General features: G+C 62.7%; 14 protein-coding genes, 4 pseudogenes and 1 riboswitch. Of the genes and pseudogenes, 13 read left to right on the top strand and 5 right to left on the bottom strand.

The window, feature by feature from the left end; genetic code table 11:
* The first annotated feature begins 16 nt into the window (after window positions 1-16).
* A complete protein-coding gene (cobT, locus tag IVA95_RS23525; protein ID WP_247512732.1) occupies window positions 17-1,069 on the top strand; it encodes a nicotinate-nucleotide--dimethylbenzimidazole phosphoribosyltransferase in 1,053 nt (350 codons plus the stop codon).
* A 10-nt stretch (window positions 1,070-1,079) separates the two neighbouring features.
* On the opposite strand, the pseudogene IVA95_RS23520 reads toward cobT, so the two are convergent.
* A pseudogene (locus IVA95_RS23520) lies at window positions 1,080-1,652 on the bottom strand (histidine phosphatase family protein).
* Window positions 1,653-1,772: 120 nt separating this feature from the next.
* A riboswitch (cobalamin riboswitch) is annotated at window positions 1,773-1,974 on the top strand.
* Between the two features lie 114 nt (window positions 1,975-2,088).
* Here IVA95_RS23520 and IVA95_RS23515 point away from each other — a divergent pair.
* The gene (locus IVA95_RS23515) at window positions 2,089-4,452 is read left to right on the top strand and encodes a TonB-dependent receptor (RefSeq protein ID WP_247512639.1); all 2,364 of its coding nucleotides are present in this window, start codon (window positions 2,089-2,091) and stop codon (window positions 4,450-4,452) included.
* Between the two features lie 12 nt (window positions 4,453-4,464).
* Window positions 4,465-5,928, top strand: a complete 1,464-nt coding sequence (locus IVA95_RS23510; RefSeq protein ID WP_247512638.1) for a PepSY domain-containing protein — start codon at window positions 4,465-4,467, stop codon at window positions 5,926-5,928.
* Between the two features lie 180 nt (window positions 5,929-6,108).
* On the opposite strand, the gene IVA95_RS23505 is transcribed toward IVA95_RS23510, so the two are convergent.
* Window positions 6,109-6,351 carry a serine hydrolase domain-containing protein gene (locus IVA95_RS23505; protein WP_247512637.1) on the bottom strand — a complete coding sequence of 81 codons (243 nt, stop codon included), beginning with the start codon at window positions 6,349-6,351 and terminating at the stop codon, window positions 6,109-6,111.
* 455 nt (window positions 6,352-6,806) lie between these two features.
* On the opposite strand from IVA95_RS23505, the gene IVA95_RS23500 reads away from it, so the two are divergent.
* The 10 genes and pseudogenes from IVA95_RS23500 (at window position 6,807) to IVA95_RS23455 (ending at window position 14,755) form a co-directional block, all read left to right on the top strand.
* Window positions 6,807-7,526: a helix-turn-helix transcriptional regulator gene (locus tag IVA95_RS23500; RefSeq protein ID WP_247512636.1), complete on the top strand. Its 720-nt coding sequence runs from the start codon at window positions 6,807-6,809 to the stop codon at window positions 7,524-7,526.
* A gap of 145 nt (window positions 7,527-7,671) precedes the next feature.
* Window positions 7,672-8,082 (top strand): ATP-binding cassette domain-containing protein, encoded by a 411-nt coding sequence (locus tag IVA95_RS38935; RefSeq protein WP_346658036.1) that lies wholly within the window; start codon window positions 7,672-7,674, stop codon window positions 8,080-8,082.
* Window positions 8,079-8,258, top strand: a complete 180-nt coding sequence (locus IVA95_RS23490; protein ID WP_247512635.1) for a hypothetical protein — start codon at window positions 8,079-8,081, stop codon at window positions 8,256-8,258. Before IVA95_RS38935 ends, IVA95_RS23490 begins: the two co-directional genes overlap by 4 nt.
* Window positions 8,258-8,734 carry an ABC transporter ATP-binding protein gene (locus IVA95_RS23485; protein WP_346658035.1) on the top strand — a complete coding sequence of 159 codons (477 nt, stop codon included), beginning with the start codon at window positions 8,258-8,260 and terminating at the stop codon, window positions 8,732-8,734. Before IVA95_RS23490 ends, IVA95_RS23485 begins: the two co-directional genes overlap by 1 nt.
* Window positions 8,731-9,822, top strand: coding sequence for an ABC transporter ATP-binding protein (locus tag IVA95_RS23480; RefSeq protein ID WP_247512633.1), 1,092 nt, complete (start codon window positions 8,731-8,733; stop codon window positions 9,820-9,822). Before IVA95_RS23485 ends, IVA95_RS23480 begins: the two co-directional genes overlap by 4 nt.
* Complete coding sequence (locus tag IVA95_RS23475; protein ID WP_247512632.1) at window positions 9,819-10,364, top strand: ABC transporter substrate-binding protein; 546 nt, start codon at window positions 9,819-9,821, stop codon at window positions 10,362-10,364. Before IVA95_RS23480 ends, IVA95_RS23475 begins: the two co-directional genes overlap by 4 nt.
* 4 nt (window positions 10,365-10,368) lie before the next feature.
* A pseudogene (locus IVA95_RS23470) lies at window positions 10,369-11,306 on the top strand (ABC transporter substrate-binding protein).
* Window positions 11,307-11,319: 13 nt separating this feature from the next.
* A complete protein-coding gene (locus tag IVA95_RS23465; protein WP_247512631.1) occupies window positions 11,320-12,252 on the top strand; it encodes an ABC transporter permease in 933 nt (310 codons plus the stop codon).
* A 98-nt stretch (window positions 12,253-12,350) separates the two neighbouring features.
* Window positions 12,351-13,133 (top strand): annotated as a pseudogene (locus tag IVA95_RS23460) (ABC transporter permease); the annotation flags it as partial.
* Between the two features lie 44 nt (window positions 13,134-13,177).
* A pseudogene (locus tag IVA95_RS23455) lies at window positions 13,178-14,755 on the top strand (gamma-glutamyltransferase family protein).
* Window position 14,756: 1 nt separating this feature from the next.
* Here the strand turns inward: IVA95_RS23455 and IVA95_RS23450 are convergent.
* Genes IVA95_RS23450 through IVA95_RS23440 form a run of 3 tightly spaced genes read right to left on the bottom strand, consistent with a single transcriptional unit; the run spans window position 14,757 to window position 18,051 of the window.
* The gene (locus tag IVA95_RS23450) at window positions 14,757-16,109 is read right to left on the bottom strand and encodes an aspartate aminotransferase family protein (RefSeq protein ID WP_247512630.1); all 1,353 of its coding nucleotides are present in this window, start codon (window positions 16,107-16,109) and stop codon (window positions 14,757-14,759) included.
* On the bottom strand, window positions 16,088-16,792 hold the full coding sequence (locus tag IVA95_RS23445; protein WP_247512629.1) for an HAD-IA family hydrolase: 705 nt from the start codon (window positions 16,790-16,792) through the stop codon (window positions 16,088-16,090). Before IVA95_RS23445 ends, IVA95_RS23450 begins: the two co-directional genes overlap by 22 nt.
* The gene (locus IVA95_RS23440) at window positions 16,789-18,051 is read right to left on the bottom strand and encodes a Tm-1-like ATP-binding domain-containing protein (RefSeq protein ID WP_247512628.1); all 1,263 of its coding nucleotides are present in this window, start codon (window positions 18,049-18,051) and stop codon (window positions 16,789-16,791) included. Before IVA95_RS23440 ends, IVA95_RS23445 begins: the two co-directional genes overlap by 4 nt.
* Between the last annotated feature and the right edge of the window lie 149 nt (window positions 18,052-18,200).

Below are 18,200 nucleotides of genomic sequence, written 5' to 3'. Positions count from 1 at the left end.
GCAGAGGCAGAACAACATGCTTCCCGAGTGGGTCTCCCAGAACTGCCCTGATGTCTCGGCCGTCCATCGCGAGGCGGCGCTCGCGCGGCAGGGGCAACTGACAAAGCCGACCGGTGCGCTCGGCCGGCTCGAGCACATTGCGGTCGAGCTTGCCGGTTTGCAGCAGACGAAAAAACCTCGCGCGGCGCGCGTGCCGATCATCATCTTTGCCGGCGATCACGGCATCGTCGCGCAGGGCGTGTCGGCCTATCCGCAGGAGGTGACGATCGCGATGATGGCGAATTTCGCCGCGGGCGGCGCTGCGATATCGGTCTTGGCACGCGAATTGGGTTTAGGTCTCGAAGTCGTCGACGCCGGCACGTTGGCGGGAGCGCCGCTGGCGGGTGTCGTCACCGACAAGCCGCGCTGTGGCAGCCGCGATTTCAGTGTGGAGGCGGCGCTTAACCCGAGCGAGCTGGCGTTCGCCTTTGAATGCGGCCGGCGCGCGGTGCTGCGCGCGGAGGCCGGGCATCCTGATCTACTCATCTTCGGAGAAATGGGGATCGGCAACACCACGACCTCGGCAGCAATCGCTTCGGCCCTGCTCGGCGTGAGCGCCGAAGAGATCGCAGGTAGCGGAACCGGCGTCGATACCGCCGGCCGGGCCCGCAAGGCGCGGCTGGTTGATGCCGCGCTGGCCCTGCACAGGCTTGCGGGGGCTTCTGCCGAAAAGATCTTGTGTGCAGTTGGGGGTCTCGAGATCGCCGCCATCTGCGGTGCGATCATCGCAGCCGCGCAGCGGCGCATTCCGGTCCTGATCGACGGCTTCATCGTGTCAGCTGGAGCGCTCGCGGCGGTGCGTCTCAATCCGTCGTGTCAGCCATATCTCTTGCCCTCCCACCAATCGGCGGAGCAGGGACATCGCCTGATTCTTCGCGCGCTCAACGTCCATCCTCTGGTCAGCCTGGACCTGAGGCTCGGCGAGGGATCTGGTGCCGCGCTCGTACTGCCGCTGGTGCGGCTCGCATGCGCCCTGCACAACGGCATGGCGACCTTTGCGCAAGCCAACGTGCCGGATCGGCCGGCCTGATGACGGCGCTTCAAGCAGCGCGCTGATTGACCGATAGCACCCGCCAGCCATTCGACAGCCGATCGATGCGAGTGAGGAAGAGCGGGTCGATGACGAAGCGGAGGGCAGCCTACGGGGTGAGGTCAAGTGCGATGCACAGCGCAGCGCGGATGGTGCCGGAATGGACGACAAGGATTGCCGGTCCGGTCCCGATCTGATCGAGGCCCTGCCGAACCCTGACAATCTGATCTTCAAAGCTTTCGCCGCCCGGCGGCCGGGAGCGAGCCGGATCGCTCCAGAACTTTGCGTAGCCTTCGCGGCCGGCAGCGGCGAGATCGTCGTGGCGCTGCCCGGTCCAGTCGCCAAAATCCTGCTCGCGGAATTCGGGCACCAGGATCGGGTCACGCCCCAGCGCACGCGCCGTGTCGACGGTTCGTCGCGACGGGCTTGCGTAGCTTGCGGCGTCCTGCGGCAGATGCCGTCTCAGCGCTTCAAGTTGCGTCCGGTCGTTGAGATCCGCGGGGGCGTCCGAGGCATGGATCGTCCCTGCGACGCCATTGACGACGGCATGCCGGACCAGCCAGAGGAAGGTGTCCCCTTCCATTCAACGTCTCCACCTACGTCAGAGCAGTAACGCGATAGCACGCTCCGGTAAGCAATTGTCAATGTAGAGATCGCTGCGACAAGGACACCGAGACTGCACATTGACTCCGTGCTCGTCTTAATCCTAGATGCACGCGACGGTTTCCCCTTACGGGGGTGAAAAGGGAATGCGGTGCGAGGAGGTTTCCTCAATGCCGTAGCTGCCCCCGCAACTGTGAGCGGAGAATGTTGCGTCACGAGCCACTGGGCATCTCGGTCCCGGGAAGGCGACGCAAGGTAACGACCCGCAAGCCAGGAGACCTGCCGTCAGCCGTGGTCACACGCGAAGATATCGGTCGGGGAGTACAGACATTCGGCTTCACCCGAGGCTTAGCAAGCTGGAGGTTGAGACCTGGGTCGCTGTGACGTGCCACTGACGTCATACCGAGGTATCAACCATGTCGTCTCTTCGTGCCGCCCGGTCGGGCCAATTCTTGCTCGCATCCGGCGTTCTCTCTTATTTTGCTTCCCTCGACATCTCCGTGGCCTGGGCGCAACAGGCGAGCTCCCGTGAGCAATTGCCACCCGTCGAGATTTATCCGGGTGCCGATCAGAAGCGCAGACCGGCAAGGCCGGCCGGTCGCGACGAACGCGGCGCGCGCCATACGGCGGCAAGCAGAGCCACGTCCGCCGCGACAGCACCGAAGCCTGATGAGCAAGCAATGCAGACGCCGCCGAACACGAACGCTGTCGCCAAGGGCGCTTCGCGTCTTGGCCTGACCGTGCGCGAGATTCCGGCAACCGTCGAGGTGATTTCAGCTGAGACGATCCGTGAGCAAGGCTATCGGACGGTGTCGGAAGTCGCGCAAGGCGCGGTCGGCGTGACGTCCGGTGACAATCCGGCCGAGCCCTCGGCCTTCTCGATGCGCGGCTTCACCAACAGCCAGATCAACGTGCTCTACAACGGCATCAAGATCGGTCCGCAGAACATGACGTCGCGTATCATGGATGCGGCCAATCTCAAGGCAGTGGAGTTTCTGAAGGGACCAGCCTCACTGTTGTCGGGCGAGGGTGCCGCCGGCGGTGCGGTCAATTTCGTGACCAAGCAGCCGCACATCGGGCCGATCCGGAACGAGGCGTACTTCTCCTATGACTCGCTGAATTCGTTCCGGAGCTACTACGGCTCCGGCGGCAGCACCAACATCCAGGGCCTGGACTACCGGTCCGACATCAGCCGCTCCTCACTCAACGGTTTTGCCGATGACACCAACACGAAGACGCTCGACGTATCGGGCCAACTGAATTACCGCATATCCGATAATCTCAAGGTCTGGGGCGCCATCGAATACAAGGAGGACCGTTCGAGGGCCTATTGGGGCGTGCCGCTCGTTCCGGTCGCCTTCAGCGGATCCCATGCCACAGCCGGCATTGTCTCCGGGAGCTACGTCTCGAACTACAACGGATCGAACCTGGGGCCCGTCACGATCGACGACCGCACCTTCAACAACAACTACAACGTTCTCGATAATCGTAACGTGGCGAAGGAGGTGTGGCTTCGCGGCGGCTTCGAGCTCAGGCTCGCACCCGGTCTGACCCTGAAGAGCCAGGCCTATGGCTATGGCGCCGAGCGCGAGTGGCTCAACAACGAAGTTGAGGCGTTCAACGCCAATTCGAACCTGGTCGATCGCGAGCGCTTCTACGTGGCGCATCGCCAGAAGCTCGCAGGCAACATCACCGACTTGACCTGGGATGCGAACATCGTCGGTATGGATAACCGCCTCGTGACGACGGTTGCGGCGAGCGGCCTCGATTTCGTCCGCCCGGGTGCCGCCAACTTCCCCCACGACCTGGTCGCGCTGGTCGATCCCGCGCGTGGATACTACGGCCTGCTGACGACGCAGCGACAGACCGCTCGAATCGACAATGAGTCCCTGTCGTTCGAGGATCGCCTTAAGATCACACGGACATTTGCTCTGGTCGGTGGCCTGCGCATGGAGCATATCGGGCTCGACCGGAATTCGACCGACGCGAACGGCGTGGTGAAGACGGGCTTTCCCTTCTCGAAATCCTGGATGCCGGTGACGGGCCGCATCGGCTACACTTGGGAGGCCGTTCCCGGCCTGACGTTCTTCAGCCAATACGCGACGGGTGCAGACGTGTCGGCCAATAACATTTTTCTGCTCGGGCCGCTCCAGCCGCTCGACCTGACAACGTCGCGGACCTATGAAACCGGCGTGAAGCATCTGTTCTGGGACAACCGGGCGGAGTGGTCGTTCTCAGCCTTCGATATCCTGCGCAAGAATGTCTATGCGGCGGCCGGCGGCATGCAGCTCAACTTCGCCGGACGGCAGGAATCGAAGGGCGTGGAGCTCGCAGCCTCCATGCGCCTGACGGAAGCCTGGCGTGTGTGGGGCAACATCGCCTATATCGACGCGCGCTATGCCGACTACAATTTTGCTGGTGGCTCGTTTTCCGGGAATACGCCGCCGAACGTGCCGCGCGTCGTCGCGAACGCCGGCGCGTCCTACCGGTTCTTCACGCCGTGGCCGGTCGAGCTCGGGGTGATCGGCCGCCATGTCGGCGATCGCTACAATACCGATGCCAACACCGTGACGATGAACGCCTACACGGTGGCCGATCTCTATGCCTTCGTCGACATCCCCAAATCCGTCTTCAATGCCGTCGAGCAAACGCGGCTGACTTTCCGGGTGCGGAATGTGACCGACAAGCGCTACGCGATCTGGGGCGATCCGTTCTATCCCGACCAGATCCTGCTGGGAGCCCCGCGCACCTATGAGATCTCCGCCGCCCTCAAATGGTGAGGTGATTGCCGTATGATGGACGGACTGGTCCTGCTGCACCGATGGCTCGGGGTCGCGTTCTGCCTCCTGTTCGCAATGTGGTTTGCGACCGGCATTGTCATGCACTTCGTTCCGTTTCCGTCGCTCACGGAAGCGGAACGCTTTGCCGGACTTGCCGCCGTGGACAGCGCTCGTGTGACCATCGATCCGTCGACAGCTGTCGAGGCAAGCGGCATCGAGGACGCCGCGCGCGTTCGGCTGATCCAGCGGACCGACGGGCCGGTGTACGTCGTTTCGGGGTCGTCGCAATTGCGGACGATCCGTGCATCAGATGCGACGGGTGCCGCAGTGAAATCTCCCGACATTGCCCTCGCTGCGGCGAGGGATCATGCAAGGCGGCGCGGCATGGATGTCTCGCGCGCGTCAATCGTTGAGCTCGCAGATTATGATCAATGGAGCGTGCCGAACGGCTTCGATCGTCACCGTCCCTTGTTTCGCGTGGCGCTCAACGATGCGGCCGATACAGCAGTCTATGTGTCCTCGGTCACCGGCGAGATCGTATTGGACACGACGCGCAGCGAGAGGTGGTGGAATCTTGCGGGCAGCGTGCTGCACTGGATCTATCCCATGATGCTCCGAAGCAATTGGTCGCTCTGGGATCGCGTGGTATGGACGCTGTCGCTGCTTGCCTTGATCGGAGCGGCGCTCGGCGCGGTGCTTGGGGGCGCGCGGATCAGGATTCAGCAGGGAACTGCCGTTTCGCCCTATCATGGCTGGCATGCGCTGCATCACGTCATTGGCTTAATAGCGACAGTTTTCGTCCTGACGTGGATCTTCAGCGGCTGGCTATCCATGGATCACGGGCGGTTGTTCTCGCGTGGGCAATTGACCGACACCGAGGCTAACGCCGCCGCGTCCCCACCAGCCTGGAACAGGCTTCCGTCTACAGACTGGGGGTCAATGTCGCCGTCTGCCCGAGAGATCGAATGGTTCGCCTTCAATGGGGACCGCTATCGACGCGACCGGATCGATCTCGGGAGGCAAACGCTAGTTCGAGCGGGGAGCCCGAGATCGGATGATCAATCAGGGTTCCTGGACTCGCGCGAGGTCCAAGCGTTGACCCACCGCTTGGCATTTGGTTGCGGCTTTCCAGCAATCCTTGCGGCAGATGACAATTACATGGCGTCCTCCACGATACCGGGTGCGCCTGTCTACCGTTCGGTATGCGGCAACGTGTGGTATGACATTGACGGCGCGAGCGGGAACATCTTGCAAAGATTGGACTCGTCGCGCCGCGCGTATCGCTGGCTTTACAGCGCATTACACACGCTGGATTTTCCAATCCTTGTGATTCGTCCTCGCGTCCGGAGCACTTTGATAGTCGGCCTCTGCATGTGTGGACTGCTGTTCGCAATAACTGGCATAGTTATTGGCTGGCGACGCGTGAGATACTCCGTGCTTGGGAAAGTGGTCCGTAAAGATGCTCGAGAAGTCTGATCTTCCTCGTTTCGCTGAGAACACTCAGCAACTCTAAAGTTCGCCGCGACACGCGCGTTTCTTTACTGCCAGCACCGCTGAGCTCGAACCCTCGATGTTTAGCGCGGATCTCTCCGGCGCGGCTGCATTCATCAGACGATCGAGCCGGCCGGCTCCACGGCGATCGTGCGAACAGCAGGATTAATCCGCTTCAGAGACGCTCATGTCGAGAAGGTGGCGGACGGTGCAGCCGCCGTATACCGAAGCCTTCAACTCGGGAAGATAGCGGACGACCGGCGCTTCGGGATCGAGCCGGCCTTGCCCGGTCAGGATGCCGCCGACCGTGCCGGCTATGGATTTGCTGACCGAAAATATCAGGTGCTGCGCATCGGGCGCGAGACCGTGCGCATACCACTCCGTGACGGTCCGGCCGCGATGGAGCACCAAAAAAGCCGTCGACGTGGGTTGAGCGCAACGCGTCAGCGACCGTCCTCTTTTCGCCCTTCAGGTCCGCGAAGGGGATCTCGTCGAGATAGCGGGGCGACCGCGGCAGCGCTACTGGCGTGCTCGATCGCGCAATGTTCGCGGTGGGAAGCACTTCGCGAACATTCCGATAGCTCCATTCCATCTGCGGATGCTGGCGCCAGTTGGCGAGCGTGATCTGACCTTCGTCAGCCGGGACAATCGACATGGTACCTTGAGCGCCAAGCATCTCTGGGAGACGAGCCTGGCGGGATCATCGCGGCGGCGGGTGTCGCAGCAATCCACCGGATGGTGGATATGAGTTGTCGCTGTCCGCCGCCCGCGCCGGGCAGTATGTCCTTTTTTGATCGCGTTTTTAAGGGGTTGGCCCGCATTTTGCTTGACTGAAAGGTGCGTCTGCCCCGTACGCGAGACGGATGCGCTCGATGTCCGACTTTCAGAGGAAGCAAATTGGGAGGGTGGCCATGTACATGATCGCGAGTCGCTCTGATCCGGCAGCCAGTCAGGCCGTTCAATTTGCGAGAGGGATGTTCGATGCATCAGCGATGGCGTTTTACGCCGTCGATGATGGTCTTAACCACAATCGATTTCTCTTGAGCGGAATTCCGCTCGATTTTCATCGCGAATATGTTGAGCGGATGGGACAGTTCGACCCGCTTCATCCCAAACGCGCCGCCGGAAAGCCATTTGCGTGGCTCAGCGTCATGTCAACGCAATACTCGAATGCGGAAACGGCAGCATACCGGTCATTTACCGACCAGTTCGGAATCGCCGACATGATGGAGTTTTTCTTCCGTCGAGGTGATAAGATCGTCGCCGGCATGAGCGTCATCTGGATGCCTGGATGCAAGATTCCCGACGAGGCTACAAATATCGCTGAGAAGATTCACGATTATCTCGAGTTCAACCTGGTCGGTTGCACGCCGTCGGCGAGTGAACAGGCCGCGCGCTATGGCCTGACCTCGCGCGAACTCGACGTGATCGAGCTCGTCTGCTGCGGACGGACCAACCGAGAGATCAGCGAGTGCCTTGGGATAGGCCACGCGACCGTCAAGACGCATCTCATCCACATCTTCGAGAAGCTCGGTGTGGAGACGCGCTCGGCGGTGGTCGCGCTGATGTCGAGACTGCACTGATAGGCTTGCGCGCCGCCGCGAAGCGATGGCGCCCTTCATGATCGATCATCCACCGTTCGGTTGATTGATCCGGCATGGTTGCCGGATCACGGTTCCCCTGATTGGTGTTTCAGGGGCCGGCGTCATTCTAGCGATGTCACCGTATGTGTTGGACAGCATCCATCCGCTTGCGAGAGGACCGCTTCGTTCGAAGAACGGGAAAGCGTTCCTGTTTGCGCAAAATGCCGGACGCGCAGCGCCACGCGCGGTTTCCAGCAAATCGACGGCGTGGCAGTCCGAGGGCGCACCGCAACTCTTGCTGGACGTACGCGACCTGCGCGTAACCAGCAACGCTGGCTATCCGCTGGTCGATGGCCTTTCCTTTACACTCAACCGCGGCGAAACGTTGGGCATCGTTGGCGAGTCCGGCTGCGGAAAATCGCTGACGTCACTCGCTTTGATGGGCCTTTTGCCAGTCGGCATGTCGGTATCGCGGCACGTCGAGTTCGAGAGCGCCGACCTCCTGAAATTGGCGCCGGCCGCATGCGCGATCTTCGCGGGGACCGCCTCGCAATGAGTTTTCAGGATCCGATGACGAGCCTCAATCCAGCGCTCATCGTCGGCTATCAGATCGCAGAGGGGCTGATACGGCATCGCGGCTGCGACCAGCGCAAGAAGGTCAAGCTGCCCGCCGCCGAACGGCGGTTTCGACGAATACCCGCACCAGCTTCGGCGGCATGCGCCAGCGCGTGATGATCGCAATCGCGCTGATCTGCCAGCCGGCGCTCCTGATCGCCGACGAGCCGACGACGGCCCTCGATGTCACGGTGCAGGCCCAGATCCTCCATCTGCTTGGGGAGCTGAAGGACGAGCTCGGTTCGGCGATGATCTTCATCTCGCACGACATCGGTGTCGTCGCCGAGAATGTCGACCGCGTCGTCGTGCTTTACGCCGGACGTATGGTCGAGGAGGGGCCGACCCGCTCGCTGTTCGAGCAGCCGCAGCATCCCTACACCGTCGGTTTGATGGGATCGATCCCGCGGATCGATACGACGAGCGAATGGCTGCCTGCGATTCCCGGCACGCTGCCGCTGGCCTCCGATCCGCCGCCGGGATGCAGGTTCGAGCCGCGCTGCCCGTTCGCCGCCGACAAATGCCGGGAGGAAAGCCCTGATCTCGCTGAGGTGAGACCGGGGCACCGGGCGGCGTGCTGGAAGGCACCGTTATGACCGAGCCGGTGCTCAGGGCGGTCGACCTTGCCAAGCATTATCCGGTTGGCGGTGGCTGGTTTGGGCGAACGCAAACGTCGCTGCGTGCGGTCGACGGCGTCAGCTTCGAGGTCGCCAAGGGCGAGACGCTGTCCCTCGTCGGCGAATCCGGTTGCGGCAAGTCGACGACGGGCAGGATGCTGGTCCAGTTGATCGATCCGACATCGGGCCATGTCGAATTTGAAGGACGGAAATACGGCGCCGGTGCGCGGCGCAAGGCGGAGAGGATTTCGCGGCGCATTCAGTTCGTGTTCCAGTATCCGTATGCGTCGCTCAATCCGCGGATGACGGCAGGCGAGGCGATCGGCGAACCGCTGTCGTTGCACAGCATGGTTCCAAAACGGCAACGCGCAACGAGAATAGCCGAACTGCTGGAGATGGTCGGGTTGCCGCGGTCGTTCGCGTCGCGCTATCCGCATGAGCTGTCGGGCGGCCAGAGACAGCGCGTCGGCATCGCACGCGCCCTGGCGCTTGAACCATCCTTCATCGTTTGCGGCGAGGCGGTCTCCGCGCTCGACGTTTCGGTGCAGGCGCAGGTTCTCAATCTACTCAAGATGCTGAAGGTGCGGCTCGGTCTCAGCCTGCTGTTCATCGCGCATGACCTTGCCGTCGTAAAGCACATCTCCGACCGCATCGCCGTGATGTATCTCGGCCGTCTGGTCGAAGTTGCAAGAGCGTCCGAGCTGTTTACCAACCCGCGGCACCCCTACACGCGCGCGCTGCTGGGCGCTATCCCGCAACCGGTTTTCGGCCGCGTCCGCGCGACTACCGTCGGCGGCGACGTTCCCAGCCCGATCGATCCGCCATCGGGATGCCGCTTCCACACGCGCTGCCCGCTAAAAACGAACATCTGCGCGCAGGTCGAACCGGTGCTGGAAACGATTGCGCCCGGGCATGTCGTCGGCTGTCACCGCTGGCGCGACGTCGAGCCGATGCCGGAAGCGGTCAGGGCGAGCGACGACATCCATTCGACCCGTATTCAACGGCTTCTCGGATTTTTTCAGGACAAGGCGGGATCGGCCGCCGGTCAGCAGGAGTTGAGATCATGAAGAGACTATTGCTCGCTTCCCTGGTGTCGCTCGCGGTGACGAGCGGCGTCCAGGCGCAGTCCCTGCGTTTCGGCTTCAACGAGGATGTCAATGTCCTCGATCCTACGCTAAGCCGCGGCTTCACGACGCGCATGATCTTCAGCGCGCTCTGTGACAAGCTGATCGATATCACGCCGGACCTGAAGTTCACGCCGCAGCTCGCGACCTCGTGGTCCTGGTCCGACGACAACCTCTCGCTGACCCTCAAGCTGCGCCCCAACGTCGTGTTTCACGACGGCGAACCTTTCAACGCCGAGGCGGTGAAGTATTCGATCGAGCGCCATCAGTCGATGACCGGCTCACAGCGCAAGGCTGAACTCGGGCCGCTGAAGTCGTGGAGGTCGTCGATAACCTCACCGTCAAGCTCAGTTTGTCTGCGCCCTTTGTGCCGCTGGTCGGATATCTGTCCGACCGCGCCCGGCATGACGGTGTCGCCGAAGGCGGCCAGTCGGCGACAAATTCACCACCGCGTCGGTCTGCGCAGGCCCGTTCAGGTTCAATGAAAGGGTGGCGCAGGACCGCATCGTCGTCGACAAGTTCGACAAGTACTGGAACAAGGACAACATCTATCTCGACCAGATCGTGTTTCGGACCTTGCCTGATCCGACCGTCCGCCTCGCATTCGATCCGGGCAACTCGACCTGATCGACCGCATCGCGCCGATCGATGTGGCCGGCGTCAAATCCGAAGGCCGTTTCGCGGTCGAGGAAAATACCGAGCTGGGCTGGAACGGCCTCCTTTATAATGTCGGCGCCGGCGAGAAGTCGAAGGGACCGATGGGCTCCGATCCGCGCATCCGCGAGGCATTCGAGCTGTCGATCGACCGCGACGGGCTGGTGCAGGCGATGTCAAAGGGCCAGTACACGCCCGGCAACCAGTGGGTCTCGCCATCGAACACGTACTACGACAAGCAGCTTCCGATTCAGAAGCGCGACATCGCCAAGGCAAAGGCGCTGCTCGCCGCAGCCGGCAAGCCGAACCCCGTCGTCACGCTCGTCACCCCGACGCAAACCGAGACGGTGCAGTTCGCGCAGATCATCCAGGCGATGACGCGCGCCGGATTTGACGTAAAGATACAGGCGACCGAATTTGCGACCGCCCTCGACATCACCCAGAAAGGCGATTTCGAGATGTTCACCTATTTCTGGAGCGGCCGCCCCGATCCCGACGGCAACATCTACAATTTCACCGCCTGCAACGCGCCGCTCAACATCGGCAAGTACTGCAATCCCGAAGTCTATGCGGCGCTGCAGGCGGCGCGGCGCACGGCCGACCCCGAAGCCCGACGCAAGGCATGGGCTCAGGCAGCGGCGATCATCCTGAAGGACCGTCCGATGCTGTTTGCCTTCCATCGCAAGTATTTCTGGGGAAGAAAGAAGGAGATGACCAACTTCGTGGCCTATCCAGACGGACTGGTCCGCTTCACCAATCTGAAGCTGAACTGAGCGGCTGCTTTCGATGACACGCTTCCTGCTGCAGCGAATTGGCCTGATGATCCCGACGATCTTCTTTGTCTCGGTCATCGTCTTTTCGCTGCAACAGCTTCTGCCCGGCGATCCCGCGCTGACCATCGCGGGCGACGAGGCGTCGCCCGACCTGATCGCCGAAATCCGCGCCAAATACCATCTCGATGATTCCCTGCTGGTCCGCTACGGCAAGTGGGTAGCCGGAATTGCCCAGGGAGATCTCGGAATTTCGCTGCGGACGCAGCAGACCGTCGTTGAGCTCCTCAAGCAAAAAATTCCGGTGACGCTGGAGCTTGCAACGCTGTCGATGATCATCGCGCTGACCTTTGGCGTCTCGATGGGCATCCTGGCCGCGACCTCGCGCGGTGGACCGATGGACTATTTTGCCCGGTGTATTGCCTTGTTCGGGATTTCGATGCCGGCGTTCTGGCTCGGCATCCTCTTCATCTTGCTGTTTGCCGTCAAATGGCGGATATTGCCGGCCTCCGGATACGTGCCGCTGACGGAAAATCTGCGGTCGATGGTCATGCCGGCCACGGTTCTCGGCCTCGCGGTAAGCGGCGTGATGATGCGGCATACCCGCAGCGCAATGCTGCAGGTTCTGTCGAATGATTATGTCCGGACCGCGCGGGCCAAGGGACTGGCCGAGACGACCGTCATCTTCGTGCATGCGCTGCGCAACGCCGCGCTGCCGGTCATCACGCTGGGTGCGCTGGAGTTCGGGCAATTGTTGTCGGGAACCGTGCTCACTGAAACCGTGTTCTCGATGCCGGGTTTCGGAAAGCTGGTCGTGGATGCCGTGTTCAACCGCGACTACGCCGTGGTGCAGGGCGCGGTGCTGTGTACGGCGGCGGTCTTCCTCCTTCTGAACCTGTTTGCCGACCTCGCTTATGCCGCGGTCAATCCGCGGCTGAGAGGACGGTGATGGCCGTCGCGCTCAGCATTCGTCAGGTCCGTCCGTCGGCAGCGCTGCGGAGCCCCCTGGGGCTGGCCTTGTCCGCATTGTCGCGGCAGCCCGTCGCCATGCTGGCGATGGCGGTCGTCCTTGTCGTCGTTGTGCTGGCCGTCGGCGCGGAACTGATCGCCCCGTTCGATCCGGCATCGGCCGACTGGTCGGCGCTGCGCGAAGCCAGAGCCGCACCCATCTGTTCGGCACCGACGATCTCGGCCGCGACATCCTGTCCCGGATGATCTATGGCGCGAGGGCCTCGCTGCTGGCGAGCGTGATATCGGTAGGCATCGCGCTCGCGATCGGCGTTCCCGTGGGGCTGTGTGCGGGTTATCTCGGTGGCTTTGTGGATGGCGTCATCACCCGTTTCACCGACGCGATGCAGGCGATCCCGGCGCTGATCTTCGCGGTGTCGCTGGCCGCCTTTCTCGGGCCCCAGCCTGATCAATGCCGTGATCGCGATCGGCGTGGCCGCCATTCCCGTCTTCATCCGCCTCAGCCGCGCGCAAGCGATGGGCGTGAAGTTCGAGGAGTATGTCGAGGCCGCCTATGTTGTCGGCAATCCGCGTTGGCGGATCGTGCTCAAGCACATCTTTCCCAACATCGTGCCGGCGCTGATCGTGCAGGCGACGCTGACGATGGCGTTCGCGGTCATCGCGGAGGCGAGCCTGTCGTTCCTCGGCGTCGGCCAGCAGCCTCCGGGCGCATCTTGGGGCAACATGCTGACCACGGCCAAAAACTATCTCGAGGAAGCGCCGTGGATGGCGATCTGGCCGGGAGCTGCGATCTTTCTCACCGCTTTGTCCTTCAACCTGCTGGGCGATACCCTGCAGGATGTGCTCGATCCAAGGTTGCGGCCGCGCATGGCGGCTGACGCCAACAGTCAAAGAGAGGAATTGTTATGCGAGATTTCATGGCCGTCGCCCGCTCGGTCGCGGTTGCCGAGAAGGGAATGGCCGCGACGTCGCACCCGCAAGCCGCACTTTGCCGCGGTCGAAATTCTGAAGGCGGGCGGCAATGCCGTCGACGCCGCCATCGCCGCGGTAGCAGTGTAGGGCGTGGTCGAGCCCCAGATGACGGGAATCGGCGGCGATTGCTTTGCGCTGTATTCCCCAAAGGCAGGGGCTCCCGTCGCCCTCAATGGCTCGGGCTATACGGCGGCGGCCACCATCGCCGACAGGTATGCCAGCGCCGGGGCGCGGGATATCCCCCCGACCTCGCCCGAATCCGTCACCGTGCCGGGCGCGATCGACGCCTGGTGCAGGCTGGTTGCCGACCATGGCAGCAAACCGCTGGAAGAGATTTTCCGTCCCGCGATTGCGGCGGCGGAGCAGGGCTTTTGCATCGCGCCGCGTGTGGCCGAGGATTGGAGACGTTTTCGGTCACGGCTTGAAGGCAATACCGCTGCCGCGGCCCAGTTCTTGCCGGGAGGCCGTTTGCCGACGGTCGGCGACATCAGGTCTCAGCCGGCGCTCGGCCAGACGCTACGCAGCATTGCGAAGGAAGGACGCAAGGCGTTCTACGAAGGCGCCGTCGCCGATGAGATCGTCGGCATTTTGCGCGGGCTCGGCGGCGCGCACAGCCCTGAGGATTTCGCCGCGCAGAAATCGAGCTATGTCACGCCGATCTCGGCAAGCTATAGCGGCTACGACATCACAGAATGCCCGCCCAACGGGCAGGGCCTGGCGGCGCTGATGATTCTGCGGATGCTTGCCGGTTTTGGTGTTGCGGAGCTTGCGGAGGCCGACCGGATCCATCTGCTGGCGGAAGCGACCAAGGCGGCATACCGGGCGCGCGACTCCTTCTTCTGCGATCCCGCCACCAGCAATATCGACAGCGCCTCGTTCCTTTCCGACGACTATATTGGCGCAATCCGCAAAAAGATCGACATGAAACGCGCCTCAACCATCGAGGCGTGGGACGATATCGAGCACCGCGATACCGTTTATGTCACGGTTGTCGACCGCGACCTCAATGCGATTTCGCTGATCAACTCGCTGTTCTATCCGTTCGGCAGCGGCATCTATGCGCCGAAGTCCGGCGTGCTGCTGCATAACCGCGGCTGGAGCTTTCGCGCCCGGCCGGGGCATCCCAATTCGCTCGGGCCGCGCAAGCGGCCGATGCACACCATCATTCCCGGCATGATGATGCAGAACGGACGCGCGGTGATGCCGTTCGGGGTGATGGGCGGGCACTATCAGGCCACGGGCCACGCCAACCTGATCTCGAACATCCTCGACCTCGGCCTGGACATCCAGCCGCCGCGGAAGCGCCGCGATCGTTCTCGTTTGACGGCGTGCTCTCGCTGGAAACAACGATATCGGCCTCAGCCAAGGACGATCTCGCCGCGCGCGGGCACAATGTCCGCTGGTCAGAGGAGCCGATCGGCGGCTGCCAGGCGATCCGCATCGACCACGAACGCGGCGTTCTCCTCGGCGCGTCCGATCACCGCAAGGACGGGCTGGCGCTGGGTTTTTGAACTACTTGACCGCCTCTAGCCCGGCGTCGATGCCCTCGGCGATTTTTGCAACGTCCGCCGACGTCAGGATCAGCGGCGGCGACAGGATGAGGTTATTGCCGGAGACGCGAAGCATCACGCCGGCCTCGTAGGAGCCGTCCGCCACCGCCGCCATCGTCTTCTTGTCGGCCGCCTTCTTGCTGTCGCGATCGGAGACGAGTTCGACGCCGGCCATCAGCCCCTTGTAACGGACATCGCCGACGACGGCGTGCCGCGCCTTGAGCTGTTCCAGCGCTTGTCCCAGCTCCTTGCCGCGCGCAACGGCATTCTTGTCGAGCTTGAGCCGCTTGGTTTTAGCGAGCGCCGCGATCCCCGCGGCGCAGCCAACGGGGTGCCCCGAATAGGTGTAGCCGTGGCCGATCGAACCGAAAGTGGTTTGATCGGATTCAAAAGTCTCGGCGATATTGTCATTGATCAGGGTGGCGCCGAGCGGGAAATAACCCGAAGTGATCGCCTTGGCGATCGTCATCATGTCCGGCTCCACGCCGAAAAGCCGCGCGCCCGACCAGGCGCCGGTGCGGCCAAAGCCGGTCACCACCTCGTCCGAGATCATCAGGATGCCGTGGCGGTCACAGATTTCGCGCACAAGCTTCATGAAGTTGTCAGGAGGCACGATCACCCCTCCGGCGCCGAGCACGGGCTCCATGATGAAGGCGGCGATCGTATCCGCGCCTTGGAACGCGATCTCGTCCTCCATGGCGGCCGCACAGAGCTGCGCCAGCCTGGCCGGATCGGTCTCATTAAACGGATTGCGATAGGTCCAGGGCGCCGGGATGTGGAACACGCCGGGCAGCAGCGGCTCGTAATTGCGTCGGAAGTTGGCATTGCCGTTGACCGAGGCGCCGCCGAAATGCGTGCCGTGATAGCCCTTCTTCAGTGCAAGGAATTTAGTGCGGTCCGATTGTCCCTTGATCTTCCAGTACTGCCGCGCAAGCCGCAGCGCCGACTCGACGGAATCGGAGCCGCCCGATGTGAAGAAGGCGCGCACCATCCCTTCCGGCTTGAACCATTCGGTCAGCTCGTAGGCGAGTTCGATCGAAGGGCCGTTCGAGGTGCCGCGAAACCCGGAATAATAGGGGAGCGCATCGAGCTGGTCGGCGATCGCCTTCTTGATCGGGTCGCAGCTATAGCCGAGGTTGACGTTCCACAACCCGCCAACGGCGTCGAGCAGGGTGCGCCCGCTCACGTCGGTGACGTGGACGCCTTCGCCCTTCATGATGATCCTTGGCGGATGGGCGCGCATTTCCGCCGGATGCGCCATCGGGTGCCATATCGATTTGGCGTTGTTCTCGATCAGGAAATTGGTGTCGCGCATGATCTGCCCGCCATTTCTTCAGTGAGTTCGAGGCCGAAGGGTCGGAGCGCGGCGACGTAGCCGGAGCGGGGATCGCGGACGTCGAACAGGACAGTGTCCATTCCGCACGCTTCGGCCCCATCGATGTTGCGCCGCTGGTCGTCCACGAACACGCAAGCCCCGGCGTCGAGGGACAACGCGTCGAGCACCATCTGATAGGCGCGCGGATCGGGTTTCAATAGCTTTGTGTAGGTGGCATCAATGATCGCCGCGAAGCGCTGCAACAACGGCAATCTTCCACGAAATTCCGTGCCGTAGAACAAGTCGAGCTCATTCGATAGGATCGCTAGTTTGAAGCCGGTGTCCGCAACCAGTTCGATCGCCCGCTTGGCTTCGGGCCTGATCACGGCTTCCGGGTCGGCGCCACGCGCCCGTTTGACGAAGGTCGCCATGTCGTTCCAGTCTTCGCCGACCAGACGTCCCACCTCGCGGCTGCGCGTGACCCAATAGTCACGTTCCGAAATTTCGCCGCGTTGCATCGATGCCCAAAGCGGGTCGGTTTCGATCGCGAAGGGTCCGCGCCAGCGCAAGGTGCTCGGGGAAAGGCCAAGGGCGGCTTCGGTCAGTCCGTGGGTTTCGAACAGCGTCTTCGAGATGACGCCGCCGAAATCGAGCACGAGGGCTTTGGCGCGCGGAAAACTCACGCCGCGACCGATGCCCGGCCGGCCGGCACGATGCCGGCCTTCACCCAACGATCGAATATGCCGAGCACGATGGCGTTGAATGCCGCGCTATTGATGTGGTCATTGATCTCGTGAAGCTCGACCGGCGGCTTGATGGCCGAACGCATCTCGCCGACGAAGGCGGCCAGTCCTTCCGGATCGTGCAGTGCTTCGCCTTCGCGGTCCCATTGCTGGATACCGCCGGTCGGCAGAACAAACGCCACCGGCGCCTGAGCTGAAGCAAGCTTGTCTGCAATTGCGCGCGCGATCCTGCGCCGATCGTCCGGGCGCGATGTCGCCGAGGCCAGCAGCCGGTTGTGTGCATGGTAGGGGCGTTCGAGCAGTTCCTTCGGCGTTGGCAGCCAGGCCGGAAAATCCACCATATCGATGGCGCCCGGCGCCACGATCTGCGGTATTCCGGCCTTGCCGGCGTTCTCCAGCCGATCGGCGCCGGAATTCACGACCGAGCCGGTCAATTGGTTGGCGACCTCCTGCAGGCTGAGATCGAGAATGGCAGCAAAGCCCTCCTTCGCGGCGATCGATTCCATCGCGCGGCCGCCCATGCCGGTGGTGTGAAACACCACGACCTCGCAGCCGCGCTGTTCCAGCGCAGGCTTGAGTTCGACCATGTAGCTGAGGCAGCTTTTTCCAAGCGACGTCATGGCGACGACGGGCCGGTCCGACCGCGGTTTCATCGCGCTTCTCGCAGCGCCCACGACTGCCCCGCAGCCTTGCGACAGCACGGATTTGCAGGTGCTGTTGAGCCCATAGAGACCGCCGGCCCACAGGATCATCATCAGGTCGGCCGCGATGCGCTCCGGTGGCACCAGATGCGAGTAGGCAATGGTCGAGATCACGAATTTCGGTACGCCGATCGGCAGCGCCTGCGCGACATCGAGCGCGAGATCCGTCCCCATGGTGCCGCCGATCGCGAGCATGCCGTCGAAGTCGCCGCTATCGTATAGACGCCGTGCCAACCGCTTCGCCCCGAGCGCCATCAGCGACATCGCCGAATTCTCGTCGCCGCTTTCGGCGATCTTGTCGATCGTGGTCTCGGCTGCCTGCGCCACTGCGTGCTTGTCGTGATGCGGCGAGTAGGGGGGATCGCCGAGCACGCTGACATCCATCATGATGGCTTCGCCGCCGGCTGCCGCGATGCAGTCTCCGATGAAGCGCAGTTCATCCGCCTTGGTGTCGCCTGTCCCAATGACCAGGATTCGGGGATGCGCGAGTTTGGTCATGGTCGATGGATGCTCCAAAATTTTCCTCGGTTGCGCGCCGGCCGGGAGCCGCGCATCCGAACGGCCGCTCAGGCTGCGGCGCAGCAAAAGTGGTAGGTCGAAAACTGGTGGCTTTCAAGTTTGCCGGCCTTGGGGCGGTTGTTGCAGCA

The sequence above is a fragment of the Bradyrhizobium sp. 157 genome, assembly GCF_023073815.1.
GTDB lineage: Bacteria > Pseudomonadota > Alphaproteobacteria > Rhizobiales > Xanthobacteraceae > Bradyrhizobium.
This window is presented reverse-complemented; position numbering and strand designations above follow the sequence as displayed.